The sequence below is a fragment of the Streptococcus sanguinis genome, assembly GCF_020729765.1.
In the GTDB taxonomy this organism is placed as follows: domain Bacteria; phylum Bacillota; class Bacilli; order Lactobacillales; family Streptococcaceae; genus Streptococcus; species Streptococcus sanguinis_Q.
This window is the reverse complement of sequence record NZ_JAJEPD010000017.1, coordinates 88,774-107,584: the sequence shown is the minus strand read 5'-3', so window position 1 is coordinate 107,584 and position 18,811 is coordinate 88,774. Positions and strand designations below refer to the sequence as shown.

Here is an 18,811-nt window from a genome sequence, read left to right as displayed (position 1 = left end):
GGCAGAAAAACATGAAAAGAGCGTGTTCGACTGGCTTGCCAATACGCTGTGCTTTTAAACAAATTTTACTTGTGAGAAAGGAAGATTGCATGAATAAAAAACTGAGAGTATGGTTTCAGCTCATCATTCTCTGTCTAGGCGTGTTCCTGCCTTTCCTAGCTGGAACCCTTAAGGCTCAGGCGGCGGAACTCAATGATGTCATCACTGAGATGCACCTCACCACTAACTCTGGTGAGCAGCTGACCAATGGTGTAGATATCTGGCAGACCTTCCGAGTCTATGCTAAGTTTGCCCTGCCGGACAACCAAGCCCATGCGGGTGATACAACGGTGATTCATTTGCCGAATGAATTTACCTTTGGGAATTCCTCAGCTATTGAGCTCAAGGATGAAAACGGAGCCCTGGTGGCTAATGGAGTCCTGGATAGCAATGCCAAGACCATCACGCTGACATACACAGACTATGTGGAGCAGAAGTCCAGTGTCAGAGGCGAGTTTTTCTTCTATTCGCGGATTGACCACGAGGTCGTCACAGAGGAAAGGGATATTCCAGCTACTTTCACGGTAGGCAATAATAGGATTCCTGCCGGCAGCATTCACTATAATGGCCCTCCGAAAAAGTATGAGTCTCTGCTAGAAAAGAGTGCTTTTCAATGGGATGCCGATGCTAAGAATGAAATCCGCTACAATGTAGCCATTAACCGTAACATGGGCAACTACAAAAATGTCTCTGTGACGGACAAGCTGGGTGATACAAACGCTAAGATTGTTCAAGATTCTGTGCGAGTGTATAAGGTTTCTTGGCGCTGGAATAATGGTGATTGGGCGCGTGATTCGACTGAAGATGTAACAGCAGACTTCCAGTCTAAGATGACCTTTGGCGCTGAAGGTGATAGCTTGACAATCAACTTCGGAGATGTAGAAGGTTTCGGCTATCTAGTTGAGTACAAGACGCTGGCCGACTACGATTTGGCTGATGGAGAGGTTGTAGGAAATAAGGCTACCATGAACTACAACAATACCGAGACTGTGTCTGTCACCAACGAGTACTCTTATCAGATTGCTGGAGGAAAGTCTGAAGGCTATAACTTCAAGGTTAAGGTTCACAAGACAGATGAGTCTAATGCCTCTCTGAGCGGTGCAGTCTTTGAAGTGGTGCGGAAAGCGACCAATAAGGTTGTTGGCACAATCACGACAGATGCGGACGGGAATGCGGAAGTTGGTAATCTTCTGCGCGACACTTATATCCTACGTGAAACGACTGCTCCAGCTGGTTACGATCGCCTGACAGAGGATATTACTATCAGTCCGACAGATTTTGGTAAGACTTTGAACGTAGGCAGTCCGGCATCTGGAGATTCTGGAGATAGCAGATTGGTTGCAGTCAATGTGGTCAATAAGCAAATTCAAACTCCAACGGATAAACAGGTAACGTTCAGTAAGGTCAATCTAGCTGGTGAGGAAATTGCCGGTGCTCAGATTCAAATTTTCAAGGGGCGGGAAAGCAAGGGCAGTCCTGTCGCATCTTGGACTTCAGAAGCTGACAAATCTAAAGAAATTAACCTAGAGCCAGGTGTTTACACCTTCCATGAGGAAGCGGCTCCGACAGGTTATCTGGCTGTGACTGATATTGTCTTCCAAGTCAATGAAGATGGCACTGTAACAGTTCTAGACGCCAATAGCAATGCTGTAGAATATACAGATGGTAAGTTGTTCATTACTGACCAAGTGGCACCAGCTGAACCTGGTACGCCTGATAAAGCAGTTCAAGGCGGTATTAAACCAAATCAATCATCTGATTCTGATAAAGCAGCAGACGGTCAAGTAAAATCTAAAAAAGTTCTTCCTGCGACTGGCTCTGCTGAAAGCCTTGGACTAGTTCTTGCTGGTCTGGTGGTTCTGACTCTTTTAGGACTTTACCGTAAGACTCGACTGAGCAAATAAATAAAGAGAAGATAGAGCAGAATGCTTTATCTTCTTTTGTTTGCACATTTTTTGTCTAGTTTTTTTGCAGCTTACTTAGCAATTTCTTCCAGTTACTCATGCAGGGCAGCCACTTACGGAAAACCTCTTGTTTTTGGCTCAGAATCTTCTATAATAAATGGCAAATAGAAAAAGGAGACAGAAGATATGACAGATACAAAAATACAAGAGAAGTTGAAGCCAGGTTTGAAGTTAGAGGATCTTCAAAAAGACGGAGACATCTATCTGGCGCTAAATCCGGACTATGTCTCAGGGGACAATGCCAAATACATGACCATGTACAATCGCTTGGCTCGCTGGTATGATTTTGGTGAGAAATGGATGGGGCCACTTCTTCATGGCAAGGCTATTGACAAGCTGAGAAAGGACCAGATGGCAGAAATAGAATGGAAGGATCATCTATCCGTCCTTTATGTCTCTATCGGGACTGGTCAAGACCTGCGCTACCTCCCTAAGAATATTGATCTGAAAAGCCTAGACTTTGTCGGGGCAGATATTTCCATAGGCATGCTGAAAAAATGCCAGAAATCCTGCGCCAAGAAGACCAATCTGCAGCTCTTTCATGCTTGTGCGGAGGACCTACCCTTTGCGGATAATAGCTTTGACATCGTCTATCATATCGGCGGGATTAATTTCTTTAGCGATAAGGCTAAGGCTATGCAGGAAATGCTGCGGGTGGCTAAGCCAGGGACTAAGATTATGATTTCAGACGAGACAGCAGACTATGTGGACCAGCAATATAAGAAGAACCACTTCAGCAAGGACTATTTTAAGGACGCTACGGTTGATTTGGGAGAAATTGAGGCCGCTATACCGGCAGGGGTCAAGGAGAAGGAGTTGAAACTCCTCTGGGATGAGAAATTTTATGTCCTGACGTTTAGGAAATAAATCAGAAGAACCGGACTTTGTTTTCGGTTTTTCTATGTTATTGAGGACATTGATTGTCAGACGCAATTGGCCCTAGCAATAGTGGTCTGATTTGCAAATGAACCATACAAATCGTCCACCTTTTCTAAATGACAAAAAGGTAAACAAATGTTAAAAAAATTTCCTTTTGTGTATAGCCATTTTTCTTATAGTATGATAAAATGTAGATGTAATGTATCTATAAATGTTCGCTTTTAAAAAGTGGGCACTGACAAGATGGGGAAGCTCAGTTAGTATACAATTACATTGTACATTTAAAACTGAATATTGTGAGAAAGGAAAATTGCATGAACAAAAGGATTAGAGCATTGCTCCACCTTATTATTCTTTTTTTAGGAGTAATTCTGCCATCTTTGGCTCCACTGACTCAGGTGCAAGCAGCTGAGATTGGTAATGCTATCACGGAGATGAGTATAAAGAATTCTTCTGGTGGAGAATTAACGCAGGGGGTTGATATTTGGGAAACTTTTCGAGTTTACGCAAAGTTTGTCTTGCCGGATAATCAAGTACATCAAGGGGACACGACAACAATCACCTTGCCTTCTGAGTATGCTTTTGGGAACTCTTCAGCTATTGAACTTAAGGACAGCTCGGATAATGTAGTTGCAAATGGATTTTTGGATTCAACCAACAAGACCATTACTTTGACCTATACAAATTATGTTGAGCAAAAGTCTGGTGTCCAAGGAGAATTCTTCTTCTATGCACGAGTTGACCATGATGTTGTGAGACAAGAAGGTGACTTGAATGGTGGATTTACCGTAGGAGGTCGGATGTTGTATCCGGGAATCGTCCATTATAATGGACCGCCCAAAAGATATGACTCAAAAATTGAGAAGAGCTCTTATCAGGCAGCAGAAGACGGTAAGAATGAAGTTCATTACAATATTGCGATTAACCGCAATATGGAACATTATACCGATGTAACGATAACTGACAAGATTACCTCGCCTAATTTTAAAATCATGAGAGACTCAATTCGAGTCTATAAAATTGCTTGGCGCTGGAATAATGGAGATTGGGTGCGGGATTCAACAGAAGACGTGACAGCTAATTTCCAATCAAAAATTACGGAAAATGCCGCTGGTGATGGATTCACGATTGATCTTGGCGACATGGATGGTTTCGGGTATTTGCTGGACTATAAGACAAAAGCAGATTACGATCTTGTTGATGGTGAGCGTGTTTCCAATAGTGCTACCATGACCTATAACGGTGGTCAAACAACGACATCAGCTGAAAATCGCTCTTATCAGATTGCCGGCGGTGTTGGAGAAGGCTATGTTTTCACTATTAAGCTTCATAAGGTTAATGAAAATGGTGAGAACCTGCAAGGTGCAGAATTTGAAGTTGTTCGTGATCGAAGCGGAGCAGTTGTCGGAAAATTAACCACAGATTCTAACGGGAATGCCAACTTGGGTGACTTGTTGCGCGATGATTATACCATCCGTGAAGTTACTCCTCCTACAGGATATGATAAATTAACTGAGGAAATTAAGATTGGTTCCCAGGATTTTGGAACAGACAAATCTGTATCGCGCGAGATCGTCAATAAGAAGACGGTAACCGAGCAGGATGTAACTTTCAAAAAAGTAGATCCAAATGGGAAAGAAATTCCTGGTGCGCAACTGAAAATCTATAAAGGTGATCATGTTGTTCAGGAAGAAGCTCCCGTTGCAGACTGGACTTCTGAGGCTGACACTTCTAAAGTAATAAAATTGTCTCCAGGAACCTATACACTGACTGAAGCTAACGCTCCTGCTGGTTATCAATATGTAGAAGATATCACATTTACAGTAGGTGCTAATGGTACTGTTGCTCTTGTGAAAAAAGGAGCAGAAGATACCGTTCAAGCAGCAGGTTCAATTCTGACGATTACTGACAAGGAGGACAATAGTCCTAAAGCCATTACCTTCAGTAAAGTCAATCTGGGCGGTACTGAGATTGCTGGTGCTCAAATTAAGATTTTCAAAGGCAACAAAGCGCAGGGTCAAGCAGTAGAAAGCTGGACATCCGAAGCCAATCAGTCTAAAGCAATCAATTTGGAGCCTGGTATTTACACCTTCCATGAGGAAGCCGCGCCAACTGGCTACCTGAAAGTAACTGACATCACTTTCCAAGTCAAACATGACGGAACAGTGGAAGTGACCAATGTCGGAGAGAAAGACTCCAAAGGTGAAAACAACAAGGTTGTGACTGATGGAGCAACTTTGAAGGTAACAGACAAGGATGACGACTCAGAACGTGATGTGACTATCAAGAAAGTAGATCCAAACGGGAAGGAAATCCCAGGGGCGAAATTGAAACTCTACAAAGGCAGTCGGATTCGTCCTGAAGCTAAACCTCTTGCAGAGTGGACATCCGAAGCCAACGCATCTAAGGTAGTAAAATTAGCTCCAGGAACTTATTCTCTGAAAGAGAGCCTTGCTCCTGCTGGATTTGTAGCTGTAGAAGATATTAAATTCACAGTTCATTCTGATGGCACCATTACAGTTGATGCTAAAGGAGCAACAGATTCTGTTGAAGCAAATGGCTTGGTTCTTACTGTAACCGATAAAGAGGACAATAGTCTTAAAGCCATTACTTTCAGTAAGGTCAACCTCGGTGGTACTGAGATTGCTGGTGCTGAAATCAAGATCTACAAGGGCGATAAAGCCGAAGGGAACGCAGTAGAAAGCTGGACTTCCGAGGCTAATCAGTCTAAGGACATCAACTTGGCACCAGGTACTTATACCTTCCATGAGGAAGCCGCACCAACCGGCTATCTCAAAGTAACGGACATCACCTTCCAAGTCAAACATGACGGAACAGTGGAAGTGACCAATGTTGGTGAGAAGGACGCTAAGGGTGAATCTAACACCGTTGCGACCAATGGAGCAACACTGACTGTAACCGATAAGGACGATGATCTTCCACGTAAGGTAACCTTCAGTAAGGTCAACCTCGGCGGTACTGAGATTGCTGGTGCTGAGATCAAAATTTACAAGGGCGATAAAGCTGAAGGAAACGCAGTCGAAAGCTGGACATCTGAAGCTGGTAAGTCAAAGGACATCAACTTGGCACCTGGTACTTACACTTTCCATGAAGAAGCAGCTCCAACCGGTTACCTCAAAGTAACCGACATCACATTCCAAGTCAAACATGACGGTACAGTGGAAGTGACAAACGTTGGCGAGAAAGACGCTAAGGGTGAAGCGAACACCGTTGCGACTAATGGTTCAACTGTTACAGTAACCGATAAGGACGACGATCTTCCACGTAAGTTGACCTTCAGTAAGGTCAACTTAGGCGGTACTGAAATCGCCGGTGCTGAAATCAAGATTTACAAGGGCGATAAAGCTGAAGGTACAGCCGTAGAAAGCTGGACATCTGAAGCTAATCAGTCTAAGGATATCAACTTGACTCCAGGCACCTACACCTTCCATGAGGAAGCAGCTCCAACAGGTTACCTGAAAGTTACTGACATCACCTTCCAAGTCAAAACAGACGGCACGGTGGAAGTGACAAACGTTGGAGAAAAAGACTCTAAGGGTGAAGAGAACAAGGTCGTAACTAACAGCTCAACTGTTATAGTAACCGATAAGGACGATGATCTTCCACGTAAGGTGACCTTTAGTAAGGTTAACCTCGGCGGTACTGAAATTGCAGGAGCTCAAATCAAGATCTACAAGGGCGACAAAGCAGAAGGCCAAGCAGTCGAAAGCTGGACATCTGAAGCTGGTAAGTCTAAGGACATCAACTTGTCACCAGGTACTTATACCTTCCATGAGGAAGCAGCACCGACCGGCTACTTGAAAGTAACCGACATCACCTTCCAAGTCAAGCATGATGGCACAGTGGAAGTGACCAACGTTGGTGAAAAAGACTCTAAAGGTGAAGACAACAAGGTCGTAACTGATGGTTCTAAAGTAACTGTCACTGATAAAGATGATGACCAACCACGTAAGATTACCTTCAGTAAGGTTAGCCTTGGTGGTACAGAAATCGCTGGAGCTCAAATCAAGATCTACAAGGGCGAGAAAGCAGAGGGCACAGCCGTTGAAAGCTGGACATCTGAAGCTGGTAAGTCTAAAGACCTCAACTTGGCACCAGGTACTTACACTTTCCATGAGGAAGCAGCACCGACCGGCTACCTCAAAGTGACAGACATTACTTTCCAAGTCAAACATAACGGCACAGTGGAAGTAACCAATGTCGGAGAGAAAGACTCTAAAGGTGAAGACAACAAGGTCGTAACCAACGGCTCAACTGTTACGGTGACTGACAAAGATGATGATCTCCCACGTAAGGTGACCTTCAGTAAGGTAAGCCTTGGTGGAACAGAAATCGCCGGTGCTCAAATCAAGATCTACAAGGGCGATAAGGCAGAAGGCAATCCAGTAGAAAGCTGGACATCTGAAGCTGGTAAGTCTAAGGATATCAACTTGACTCCGGGCACTTATACTTTCCATGAGGAAGCAGCACCGACCGGCTACCTCAAAGTGACCGACATCACATTCCAAGTCAAGCATGACGGTACAGTGGAAGTGACTAGCGTAGGAGAAAAAGACTCTAAGGGTGAAGAGAACAAGGTCGTAACCAACGGCTCAACTGTTACAGTAACCGATAAGGACGACGATCTTCCACGTAAGATTACCTTCAGTAAGGTCAACCTCGGCGGAACTGAAATCGCAGGTGCTCAAATCAAGATTTACAAGGGCAACAAAGCTGAAGGCACAGCTGTCGAAAGCTGGACATCTGAAGCTGGTAAGTCTAAGGATATCAACTTGACTCCAGGCACTTACACCTTCCATGAGGAAGTCGCACCAACCGGTTACCTTAAAGTAACAGATATCACTTTCCAAGTTAACCATGACGGCACAGTGGAAGTGACCTATGTTGGCGAGAAGGACGCTAAGGGTGAAGAGAACAAGGTCGTAACCAACGGTTCAACTGTTACAGTAACCGATAAGGATGATGACCTTCCACGTAAGATTAGCTTCAGTAAGGTAAGCCTTGGTGGAACAGAAATCGCCGGTGCACAGATTAAGATCTACAAGGGCGATAAGGCAGAAGGTACAGTCGTAGAAAGCTGGACATCTGAAGCTAACAAGTCTAAGGACATCAACTTGACTCCAGGCACCTACACCTTCCATGAAGAAGCAGCTCCAACAGGCTACCTCAAAGTAACCGACATCACATTCCAAGTCAACCATGATGGCACAGTGGAAGTGACTAGCGTAGGAGAAAAAGACGCTAAGGGTGAAGAGAACAAGGTCGTAACCAACGGCTCAACTGTTACGGTGACTGACAAAGATGATGATCTGCCACGTAAGGTGACCTTCAGTAAGGTCAACCTAGGCGGTACTGAAATTGCCGGTGCTGAGATCAAGATTTACAAGGGCGAGAAAGCTGAAGGAAACGCAGTCGAAAGCTGGACATCCGAAGCTGGTAAGTCTAAAGAATTGAACTTGACTCCAGGTACTTATACTTTCCATGAGGAAGCAGCCCCAACCGGTTACCTCAAAGTAACCGACATCACTTTCCAAGTCAAACAAGACGGCACAGTGGAAGTGACAAACGTTGGCGAGAAAGACTCCAAGGGTGAAGACAACAAGGTTGTAACCGATGGTTCCAAAGTGACTGTAACCGATAAAGACGATGATCTTCCACGTAAGGTGACCTTTAGTAAGGTCAACCTTGGCGGTACTGAAATTGCCGGTGCAGAGATTCAAATTTTCCAAGGCAAAGAGGCAACTGGCAATCCTGTAGCGAAATGGACTTCAGAAGCAAATACATCGCATGAGCTTGGATTAGCTCCTGGAGTATATACCTTCCATGAAGCTGCAGCCCCAACCGGTTATCTAGCTGTTACCGACATCGTGTTCCAAGTGAATCTCGATGGCACAGTAACAGTCGTAAATGCCAATGGAAATACAGTAGAATACAAGGGTGGAAAGTTAGTCGTAACTGACCAAACGAAACCGACTGGCCCAGACAAGGATCCGTCTAAAAAAACAGATGAACCAGATCCGAAAAAATCAAATCAAGATAAACCAATAGAAAAAGACCAAGATAAACCTGGAGATAAGGGGAAGACGAAGAAAATTCTGCCTTTCACAGGTACAGAAATCAGCTTTACGCTACTTGCTTTCGGTTTGATTCTGATAGTTGGTTGTGGGGTTTATTTCGGGATCCGTTTCAAAAAATAAAACAGAAAACAAGTGTCAATGAACATTGACGCTTGTTTTTTTATGCAACTGACCATCGTTTTCTTACCGGATACCTGATGGTTAATACCACTTACTGAAAAGCCCTTGTTTTTGCCTCTGAATCTTCTATAATAGTTGTCAAAGAAGAAAGGATATTTTTACTATGTCTAAACAAATTATAGACCCGATTCAATTGCGCCACGGTGCCAAATTAACCAACCGTTTGGTGCTGTCCCCTATGTATACTTTTAGTGGCTTAGAAGGAGGATTTGTGTCTGATGATACTTTGCGATACTACGGAGCACGCTCTCAGGCAGCAAGTCTTTTGATTACTGAATTTCATTATGTTAGTTCATCAGGAGGGCCTTGTTACCAGACTGGCTATCCAGTTCAATTAGGTATTTACTCTGATGACCACATCGAAGGGGAGAGAAAATTAGCTACTGCCCTTCAAAAAGATGGCAATAAAGCGATTTTGCAGCTTCATCATGGTGGGATAGCAGCTTCCGGCCGTGCTTTGAAGGGTGAGGAAGTATTGGCTCCCAGTGCCTTAGATTTTTCTTTCCTGCCATATCCGGTGAGAGAATTGACCGATGAAGAAATCCTTGAAATTATCAAGGATTTTGGTCGGGCAGTCAAACGTGCAGTTCAAGCTGGTTTTTCAGGAGTGGAAATCCATGGTGCCAACCACTATCTGCTGCAGCAATTCTTTTCTAGCACATCCAATGTTCGTCAGGACAGATGGGGCGGAACTTTGGAAAAACGTATGGCCTTTCCTTTGGCGGTAGTCGAGGAAGTGAAGCGTGCTGCGGCCATGTATGCGCCAGAAGATTTTATTATTGGCTATCGGATTAGCCCAGATGAAATCCATGAAGATCAAGTAGGCTATACTTATGAAGAAGCCAAACTTTTGGTCAAGGAGATAGTCAAGCACGAACTAGACTACATCCATTTGTCGCTTTTGGGCGGCTATGCTTCAAAACCTGCAGGATCAGACAAGAGCTATGCAGATCATTTTAAGGAAGTGATGGATGAGCAAACCAAACTGATTACAATCGGTGGTGTCTTTAGTCAGGAAGATGCAGAAGCTGCTATTGAGGATACGGCTGCGGATTTGGTTGCAATCGGCCGTGGTACCTTGATTGACCCGCTGTTTGGCTATAAAATACAGACGGGACAAGGAGCAGAAATTGTCCATGAGATTAGCCCTGAGCAGTTGAAAAATTCTCAATTGACACCGGGCTTGCTTGAAGTGTTCAGCCGTAAGGACTCTGGTGGGCTGCCTCCTCTCCCTGGTCATGACAGTATTACCCACCTTCATACTGGTAAATATGGGGATGAAGGGCAGTAAGAATAGCCTATTCAAGATAGTATTGACAGAAGCCTGAACCTCCTCTGGAAAGAAAACTACTATATCTTTAAATTGAGGAAATATATTATGAAAACCGGAAACAAATTCCGGTTTTTTATTCTTGACGAAAGAAGCCGATAGGTATCGTTGAATTTTGGCCTATTGACGCAGTTTAAGGGCAATCGAAAACTATTTTTTTAAGTGACAAAAATGTAAGTTTAAAGGCTAAAATGAAAGGTTATCTTATGGCAGCTAGCCTGGGAATTCGGTATCCTATAAGTGTAAAGAAAAAGAAGATAATTATCTTCCAAACTAAAAATCAGATTTCAAGAAGGAGGCCCGCTATGAAAATCAATCTTTTTAACCATCGCCAAAGTAAACCTAAAGCTCAAAAGATTTCCAAGGAAGAAATCGAGAAGACTCGCCTAGGCTGTGCTTCCAGTCAATATTATTTCTGGCTGCAGTACAGTCACTGAGAGATTCCAGTATTCAAGGATAAGAGAAAGGTCAGTTGACTTTTCTCTTTATCCGACTTGGAGCACAAGATGACAAAAATGTAAGATTGGCAGGCAAAATGAAAGATTAGGTTATGGAAACTTGTCTGTCTTTCCGGTATGATAGTAGTATCAAGTTAAATAAAGAAGAGGTTCGAGTATGACATTATTAGACGTACAGCACGTGAAAAAGATTTATAAAACCCGCTTTCAGGGCAGCCAAGTAGAGGCACTGAAAGACATTCACTTTACAGTAGAAAAAGGCGAATATGTCGCCATCATGGGGGAGTCAGGTTCTGGGAAATCCACCCTACTCAACATCCTAGCCATGCTAGACAAGCCAACAGAGGGCCGCGTCTTTCTCAATGGAACTGACACAGCAACCATCAAAAACAGCCAAGCTTCCAGCTTCCGCCGAGAGAAATTAGGCTTTGTCTTTCAGGATTTCAACCTGCTGGATACCCTGTCGGTCAAGGATAATATTCTCCTGCCGCTGGTCCTCTCTCGCCGTCCCATTACCGAGATGATGCAAAAGCTGGTCACGACCTGCAACGAACTGGGGATTAACAAGCTGCAAGAGAAGTTTCCTTATGAGATTTCCGGTGGCCAGAAGCAACGGGTTGCAGTAGCTCGGGCCATCATCACAGACCCTGAGATTCTGCTGGCGGACGAGCCGACGGGAGCCTTGGATTCCAAGTCTTCAGCGGCGTTGCTGGATGTCTTTGACGACATTAATGCCCGCGGTCAAACCATTCTCATGGTGACTCACTCAACGGCGGCGGCTAGCCGCGCCAAGCGGGTGCTCTTTATCAAGGATGGGATTCTTTATAACCAAATCTTTCGCGGTGACAAGACCGAGCGGCAGATGTTTCAAGAGATTTCCGATACTCTGACAGTTATGGCAAGTGAGGTGAAGAACTAGTGTTTCGATTAGCAGCAAAATTGGCGGTATCCAATCTGATTAAGAACCGCCGTCTCTATTATCCTTTTGCACTGGCTACCTGTGTGGCTGTAGCCATTTCTTATATTTTCAACTCCTTGGCTTTTAATCCCAATCTATCCAAAATGACAGGTGCCAGCTCTGTTATCCTCGTTTTGGTCCTAGGGGTTGTTATTGTAAACATCACAGCTGGAATTATTGTCTTTTATGCCAATCAATTTGTTATGAAGAATCGCTCCAAGGAGCTAGGGCTTTATGGTATGCTAGGTCTTAATAAGAGTCATCTCTTTGTTATGACCTTTATTGAGCTACTAATCTTCGGGCTAGTGGCTGTAAGCTTGGGGCTGACTATAGGTCTTCTCTTTGACCAGTTGATTTATGCCTTTCTGCTCAAGCTCATGGGTACCAAGGTGGTTCTAGTTTCGACATTTCAACCTTTTGTATTGGTATTGATTATCATTTTCTATGCTTTTGTATTTTTCTGTTTGCTAATTAAAAACGGCTTTTACTTAAGAAAGTTTGATGCTCTGCAATTAGTCAAAGAAAAAAATAGCGGGSAGAAAAAGAGTCGCTTTTTACTCTTSCAAACTATTATTGGTATGTCTTCTCTCGCTTTTGGCTATTATCTTGCTTTAGGTGTATCTAATCCGATGGCAGCCATTATCATTTTCTTCGTAGCTGTACTTTTTGTTATTCTAGGGACTTATCTACTTTTCAATGCAGGAACGACTGTTTTCTTACAATTTTTGAAAAAGAAGAAGACATTTTATTATCAGCCTGATAACATGATTTCGGTATCTAATCTAATTTTTCGAATGAAGAAAAATGCAATCGGTTTAGCGACGATTTCTATTTTGTCGACAATGGTTTTGGTTACCTTATCTGGTGGAGCTAACATTTATGCTGGCGGTGATTATATGCAGAATGCCATGTTCCCGCATGATTTCAGTATCCAAGGAAAAGAAATAACAGGTGAGGTGCTGGACCAAGCTTTGACAGAGTTTGTTCAAGAGCAGCAGCTACAGATTAGTAAAAAAGTTATTTACCAGTATTATACGATAGGAGTTAGCGGTCGAACTGGTAATCAGCTAGATATTTATTCTAAGGGACAGAAATCATTCACTCCAAATCTTTATATTTTGGCCATTTCTGAGAGTGATTATCAAGGAATGACGGGTCAAAGTCTTCAGCTTAAAGATAATGAAATAGCCATATTTGAGCAAGGACTGGAACTAGATAGCAAAAAAGATTTACAGCTAGSTGATAAAAATTTAAAAATCAAGAAAAAATTAAAAGAAGATTTCGTTTTCGGTAATATACCCGATCCGATGAATATGATAGTGCCTGAAAAAATCTATATGGTAGCTAAAAATCCGAGTCAAATCTTTTCTTCATTGATGAACGATTACGCTGTCAATGTTAACTATTATGGAGGATTAAATCTCAAGCTTCCAAAAGAAGAACAGAGAAAACTCAAAGAAGCATACCAAGAAAAGCTAAGTAGTTTTAATACCACCTTACCTGAAAATCAAGGTATTTATGGTTCGGTGACAGCCTTTGATAAGCAAGAAATAAAAGGAATGCTAGGCGGCATGTTCTTTATTGGAATTTTCCTATCAATCGTTTTTATGCTTGGAACTGTTCTTATCATCTACTACAAGCAGATTTCYGAAGGCTATGAAGATCGAGAAGGCTTTGTTATTTTACAAAAGGTTGGATTGGATGAAAAACAAATTAAGCAAACAATTCGTAGGCAAATTCTGATAGTCTTCTTCCTACCCATAATCTTTGCCTTTCTTCATTTGGCATTTGCCTATCACATGTTGAGCTTGATTTTATCTGCTTTAGGGGTGCTGAATGCCACACTCATGTTAGTGATGACTCTCGGTGTTTGTGCTTTGTTTATTGCAGTATATGTTGGTGTTTTTCTCATTACATCTCGCAGCTATCGTAAAATTGTGGCCATGTGATAGCAGAGACAGGCATCATATACCTTTCATCTATTTTAAAGACTTAGGCTGAGATTTCTCTCAGCCTTTCTTTTCGGTAAATTTCTGAGAAGGATTCCTAAAAGGGAGGAAATATGATAAAATAGGGCGTTAATGCAATTAGGAGAGTAAAAATAGATGAATATTTTTAGAAAAAAAGATGCCAGCAAGGATAGAACGGGCATGCGCCGTCATTTGAAAATTCCTGATCTGATTTTGCTTGGTATTGGTGCCATGGTAGGAACTGGGATTTTTACCATCACAGGGACTGGAGCGGCCAAATATGCTGGGCCTGCTCTGACAGTTTCGATTGTCATTTCAGCTCTTTGTGTGAGTATTTCAGCTCTTTTTTACGCTGAGTTTGCTTCACGGATCCCGGCCAATGGCGGAGCCTATAGTTATATTTATGCGGTTCTGGGAGAATTTCCTGCTTGGCTGGCTGGCTGGCTGACCATCATGGAGTTCATGACCGCTATTTCAGGTGTTGCCTCTGGCTGGGGCTCTTATCTGAAGGGCTTGCTTAGCGGCTTTGGTATCCAGCTGCCGGCAGCTCTGAATGGCACCTTCAATCCAAAAGCAGGTACTTATGTGGACTTGCTGCCCATTCTGGTCTTGGTCTTTGTTACAGGGGTTGTCCTTTTGAACTCAAAGGCAGCCCTGCGCTTCAACTCAGCCTTGGTGGTCTTGAAATTCTCAGCCTTGGCACTCTTTATCATTGCAGGTTTTTTCTTCATCAAACCAGAAAATTGGTCTAACTTTTCACCTTTTGGCTTCGGAGAAATTTATGGCGGTAAGGTCGGCATCATGGCCGGGGCTTCACTCATGTTCTTTGCCTTTCTAGGCTTTGAGTCCATTTCCATGGCGGTTGATGAAATCAAGGAGCCTCAAAAGAACGTTCCGCGTGGAATCGTCTTATCTTTGAGCATTGTGACCATTCTCTATATTTTGGTGACCTTGGTCTTGACTGGAGTTGTCCACTATAGCAAGCTGGATGTCTCAGATGCGGTAGCCTTTGCTTTGCGCAGCGTCGGACTTGGCTGGGCGGCTAACTATATCTCTGTCGTCGCTATTTTGACTCTGATTACGGTCTGTATCTCCATGACCTATGCTCTGTCGCGGATGATTTACAGTATTGCGCGTGATGGTCTCTTGCCCCGCTCTTTCAAGAAATTGACAGAGACCAGTCGGGTTCCAAAGAATGCAACGATTCTGGTAGGGATTGCCTCAGCTGTCTGTGCCGGTATCTTCCCCTTGGCTAGCATCGCTTCTTTCCTCAATATCTGTACCTTGGCCTATCTGATTTTATTGGCACTGGCTGTCTTGAAATTGCGGAAAGATCAAGGAATGCCCAAAGCGGGAGAATTTAAAACGCCTCTAGTACCTCTGACACCGATTTTGTCCATTATCATCTGCCTGTCCTTCATGACCCAGTATACCAAGGAAACCTGGCAAGCCTTTGGAATTGCCCTAGCGCTGGGAATTCTCATCTATGCCTTCTATGGCTATAGAAACTCAGAAATCGCTGTAAAAGAGAAGTAGGGATAGAGTATTGCTATTAAGCAGAAAGTAGAAGTAGAAAAGTATGAAAAAACTTAATCTAACCCAAAAGAAAAAAATCTGGCTCTTTGCCCTTGCTTTTATCGCTTTGATCTTACTAGCGATTGTGATCAATGTCCAGCTGAACCAGCCCGAAGATATGCATGCTGATTATGTCGGGCTTTGGAAGTCAAGGTGGCATGAGGAAAATAAAGACTGGCTCTATCCACTGAAAAATATCTGTCTCCTTATTCTGGCAGTTCTAGTGGGGTCTGGTTTGATGATTGCATGTTCCAAGAGTGAGAGATGGAAATAAGCTTTTGTAGATGTAAATGAAATAATCTTACAAAAATGTAAGGTAGAGACATGGAAAACGTGTCTCTATTTTGCTATAATCAGCTCAGAAATCCTCACAAGAAAGGTTGTGCGATTATGAAAAAAGTCCTTTTAGGTTGCTTGGGGACAGTACTGGTTTTGCTTGCTCTTTTAATAGGTTTTCTGGCCTACTTTGGTCCAGACTACGGCATTTTTCTTTTTCCACCTAGTCCGCAGGACTACGCTCGCTCGGTTGTGAAAAAGCTTGATTTCGGTCTTTATACGGACAAAGATTGGGAAAATGAGAAAAAGAAAGCCTTGGAGAAGCTTGAATCAGCCAAGACTTATCAAGATACCTATCCCGTCTTGGAAGAATTAACCAAAGAGGCTGGCGGAAAGCATTCTTATTTTTTAAGTCCACAGGATAATCCCGAAAATAGTCCGGAAAGCAAAAATCAGCCCGAAGTGCAGAATCGGGAGGGGATTCTCTATTTAAAAGTTCCTGCTTTCACTGGTGACGCACAGGCAGCGAAGGCTTATGCCAACAAGCTATCAGCAGCTCTTAAAAAGGGTGACTATCAGGCGGTTGTAGTGGATTTGATAGATAATACCGGCGGGAATATGTATCCGATGATTGCGGGCCTGTCCTCTCTTTTGCCTGATGAAGATCTCTTCCAATTCGTTGAAAAAAATGGAAGCAAGAGCGCGGTTTCTCGATCAGATATTCTGAAGCAGCTTGGTCTGGAGCAGACTGATGAGAAAGCAAAGAAAGTGCCAGTAGCCGTCCTTACCAATGAACGTACAGGAAGCTCAGGAGAAATGACTGTTTTAGCTTTTAAGGGACTGGAAAACGTTAAAATATTTGGTCAGCCAACGGCAAGCTATACTACGGGAAATAATTATTATCAACTGTATGATGGAGCGGTTTTGCTCTTGACTACCTCGAGTATCCTAGATCGCACGGGCAAGCTTTATGAGAATGAGGCAATTCAGCCCGAAGTCCTAACAGACCAGCCTTTAGAAGAGGCGGAGTCTTGGTTGAAGGGACAGATAGGAGAATAGTTCATTGAAAGCAGTCAAAGAGACTGCTTTTCTGCTATAATAAAGAGAAGAACGAGGTGACAAATGATTCGTAAAGTAAAACTAAGAGATGCTGCAGCCATTCAGCGGCTCAATGCTGAGTGTCTGGGCTATGACTTCGATAGGGAAGCGACGGAGGCTCAACTGAAGAGGCTGCTAGAGAATGACCAACATTTGATTTTGGTAGCTGAAGAAGACGGTCAGGTCATAGGTTACGCTCATGCGGCTAGCTACGACTGTCTCTATTTCCCGTCCTTGCTCAATCTCTTGGCTTTGGCCGTCGCTCAGGATTTTCAAGGGCAGGGACATGGCAGAGCGCTGATGCAAGCTTTGCGTGAAGAGGGAAAAGCAGCAGGCTACACAGGAATTCGGATTAATTCAGGCATTTCCCGCTCATCAGCCCATGAATTTTACCACAGCCTTGGTTGCAGCGAAAAAGCAGACCAAAAACGATTTTATTGGGGATTTTAGAGAAAGGAGGAGTAGATGATGATTGAACCACTAACCCAGCATCATGCTTTGGAAATTGCTAAGGACTGGCATTATGAGGTACCTTATGACTTTTATGACATGAAAAATGACTTGGAGGATTATGAAGAAATGGTCTCCCCAGAAGCGCGTGGGGACCGTTATTATCAAGTCCTGAGAGAAGGGAAACTCTATGGATTTTTCTGCTTGGAGCAGAGAGGAGAGCGAACTTTGGAGCTTGGTTTGGGGATGAAGCCGGAGCACTGCGGAAAAGGTCAGGGCGCTGTATTTTTGCAGGAAATTCTGGACTTTATTATGGAAAATTTTGCGCCCCGAGTCATAAGTCTATCCGTGGCTGATTTCAATCACCGAGCCCAACAGCTTTATCTCAACATGGGCTTTGAAGTGGTGAGGCGCATCCCGCAGGAAAGCAATGGCGATATTCATCTCTTTGTGGAGATGGAGAAAAACACCTAATTTTAGACTTTATTGCAAAGCAGCAGATAAAATTGTTGACAGTCAAGCAAAAGTCGTCCAATATATTTATGACTACTGGCGGCTAGTAGGGAATTTGTCAAAGATTACCAATAAACAAAAGGAGAAAACCATGACATTTGAAGAAATTTTACCAGGCCTTAAGGCCAAGAAAAAATATGTGCGTATAGGTTGGGGTGGGGCAGAGAACTACGTCCAGCTCTTTGACACGATTGAGCAGAATGGGGTGGCTCTCGAGGTGACACCTTATTTCCTCATCAATGTTTCTGGTGAGGGGGAGGGCTTCTCCATGTGGAGTCCGACTCCTTGTGATGTCCTCGCGACAGATTGGGTGGAAGTAGATGACTAAGACGGTGCTGGTGACGGGAGCTAGCTCTGGCATCGGCCGAGCTCAGGCTCTGACCTTTTTGGAAAATGGCTATCGGGTTTACGGGGTGGACAAGGATGAAAACCCTGGCTTTCTCAATGAGCTTCGTTTTGTCAAGATGGATTTGACAGGTGATTTGATACCACTCTTCACTAGCTTTCCTGAGGTGGACATTCTCTGTAATACAGCAGGTATTTTGGACGATTATCGTCCCCTGCACGAGACCAGCGATGAGGACTGGGAACAGATTTTTGCGCTCAATCTGACCGCTACCATGAAAATCACTCGCTTTTACCTGCAGAAAATGCTGGAGAAAAAGTCTGGTATCATCATTAATATGTGCTCGATTGCTAGCTTTCTGGCTGGCGGCGGCGGTGCTGCCTATACAGCTTCTAAGCATGCTCTGGCTGGCCTGACCAAGCAGATAGCCTTGGATTATGCGGATAAAAATATCCAAGTGTTTGGTCTGGCGCCGGGTGCTGTCAAGACAGCTATGAATGCCGCAGATTTTGAGCCAGGCGGACTGGCAGACTGGGTTGCTGAGGAAACGCCGATCAAGCGCTGGCTGGATCCTCAGGAAGTGGCAGACATCAGCCTCTTTCTAGCCAGTGGTAAGGCAGCTGCTATGCAGGGCGAGATTATCAAAATCGACGGCGGCTGGAGTTTGAAGTAAGGAA

General features: G+C 43.7%; 14 protein-coding genes. All 14 read left to right on the top strand.

Going from position 1 to position 18,811, the window contains the following annotated elements; translation table 11 throughout:
* Positions 1 to 89: 89 nt before the first annotated feature.
* Entirely contained in the window at positions 90 to 1,943 is a 1,854-nt protein-coding gene (locus K4H96_RS01440; protein ID WP_223337150.1) for a SpaA isopeptide-forming pilin-related protein, read from the top strand.
* 186 nt (positions 1,944 to 2,129) lie between these two features.
* On the top strand, positions 2,130 to 2,870 hold the full coding sequence (locus tag K4H96_RS01435; RefSeq protein WP_223337149.1) for a class I SAM-dependent methyltransferase: 741 nt from the start codon (positions 2,130 to 2,132) through the stop codon (positions 2,868 to 2,870).
* Between the two features lie 326 nt (positions 2,871 to 3,196).
* The gene (locus tag K4H96_RS01430; RefSeq protein WP_223337148.1) at positions 3,197 to 9,100 is read left to right on the top strand and encodes a SpaA isopeptide-forming pilin-related protein; all 5,904 of its coding nucleotides are present in this window, start codon (positions 3,197 to 3,199) and stop codon (positions 9,098 to 9,100) included.
* A 163-nt stretch (positions 9,101 to 9,263) separates the two neighbouring features.
* A complete protein-coding gene (locus K4H96_RS01425) occupies positions 9,264 to 10,451 on the top strand; it encodes an NADH-dependent flavin oxidoreductase (RefSeq protein ID WP_011837268.1) in 1,188 nt (395 codons plus the stop codon).
* 344 nt (positions 10,452 to 10,795) lie between these two features.
* Positions 10,796 to 10,927 (top strand): hypothetical protein, encoded by a 132-nt coding sequence (locus K4H96_RS12265; RefSeq protein ID WP_009659231.1) that lies wholly within the window; start codon positions 10,796 to 10,798, stop codon positions 10,925 to 10,927.
* A gap of 178 nt (positions 10,928 to 11,105) precedes the next feature.
* Entirely contained in the window at positions 11,106 to 11,867 is a 762-nt protein-coding gene (locus tag K4H96_RS01420; RefSeq protein ID WP_223313372.1) for an ABC transporter ATP-binding protein, read from the top strand.
* Entirely contained in the window at positions 11,867 to 13,855 is a 1,989-nt protein-coding gene (locus K4H96_RS01415) for an ABC transporter permease (RefSeq protein WP_227956322.1), read from the top strand. Before K4H96_RS01420 ends, K4H96_RS01415 begins: the two co-directional genes overlap by 1 nt.
* A gap of 156 nt (positions 13,856 to 14,011) precedes the next feature.
* Complete coding sequence (locus tag K4H96_RS01410) at positions 14,012 to 15,412, top strand: amino acid permease (protein ID WP_223337146.1); 1,401 nt, start codon at positions 14,012 to 14,014, stop codon at positions 15,410 to 15,412.
* A 43-nt stretch (positions 15,413 to 15,455) separates the two neighbouring features.
* Positions 15,456 to 15,725, top strand: coding sequence for a hypothetical protein (locus tag K4H96_RS01405; protein WP_223337145.1), 270 nt, complete (start codon positions 15,456 to 15,458; stop codon positions 15,723 to 15,725).
* Between the two features lie 50 nt (positions 15,726 to 15,775).
* Positions 15,776 to 16,786, top strand: coding sequence for a S41 family peptidase (locus K4H96_RS01400; protein ID WP_223337144.1), 1,011 nt, complete (start codon positions 15,776 to 15,778; stop codon positions 16,784 to 16,786).
* Between the two features lie 63 nt (positions 16,787 to 16,849).
* Positions 16,850 to 17,275, top strand: coding sequence for a GNAT family N-acetyltransferase (locus K4H96_RS01395; RefSeq protein WP_223337143.1), 426 nt, complete (start codon positions 16,850 to 16,852; stop codon positions 17,273 to 17,275).
* Positions 17,276 to 17,290: 15 nt separating this feature from the next.
* The gene (locus tag K4H96_RS01390) at positions 17,291 to 17,749 is read left to right on the top strand and encodes a GNAT family N-acetyltransferase (protein WP_223337137.1); all 459 of its coding nucleotides are present in this window, start codon (positions 17,291 to 17,293) and stop codon (positions 17,747 to 17,749) included.
* A 130-nt stretch (positions 17,750 to 17,879) separates the two neighbouring features.
* Positions 17,880 to 18,116, top strand: coding sequence for a DUF2829 domain-containing protein (locus K4H96_RS01385; RefSeq protein WP_219967701.1), 237 nt, complete (start codon positions 17,880 to 17,882; stop codon positions 18,114 to 18,116).
* A complete protein-coding gene (locus tag K4H96_RS01380) occupies positions 18,109 to 18,807 on the top strand; it encodes a 3-oxoacyl-ACP reductase (RefSeq protein WP_223337135.1) in 699 nt (232 codons plus the stop codon). The genes K4H96_RS01385 and K4H96_RS01380 overlap by 8 nt, the downstream gene beginning before the upstream one ends.
* Positions 18,808 to 18,811 lie beyond the last annotated feature (4 nt).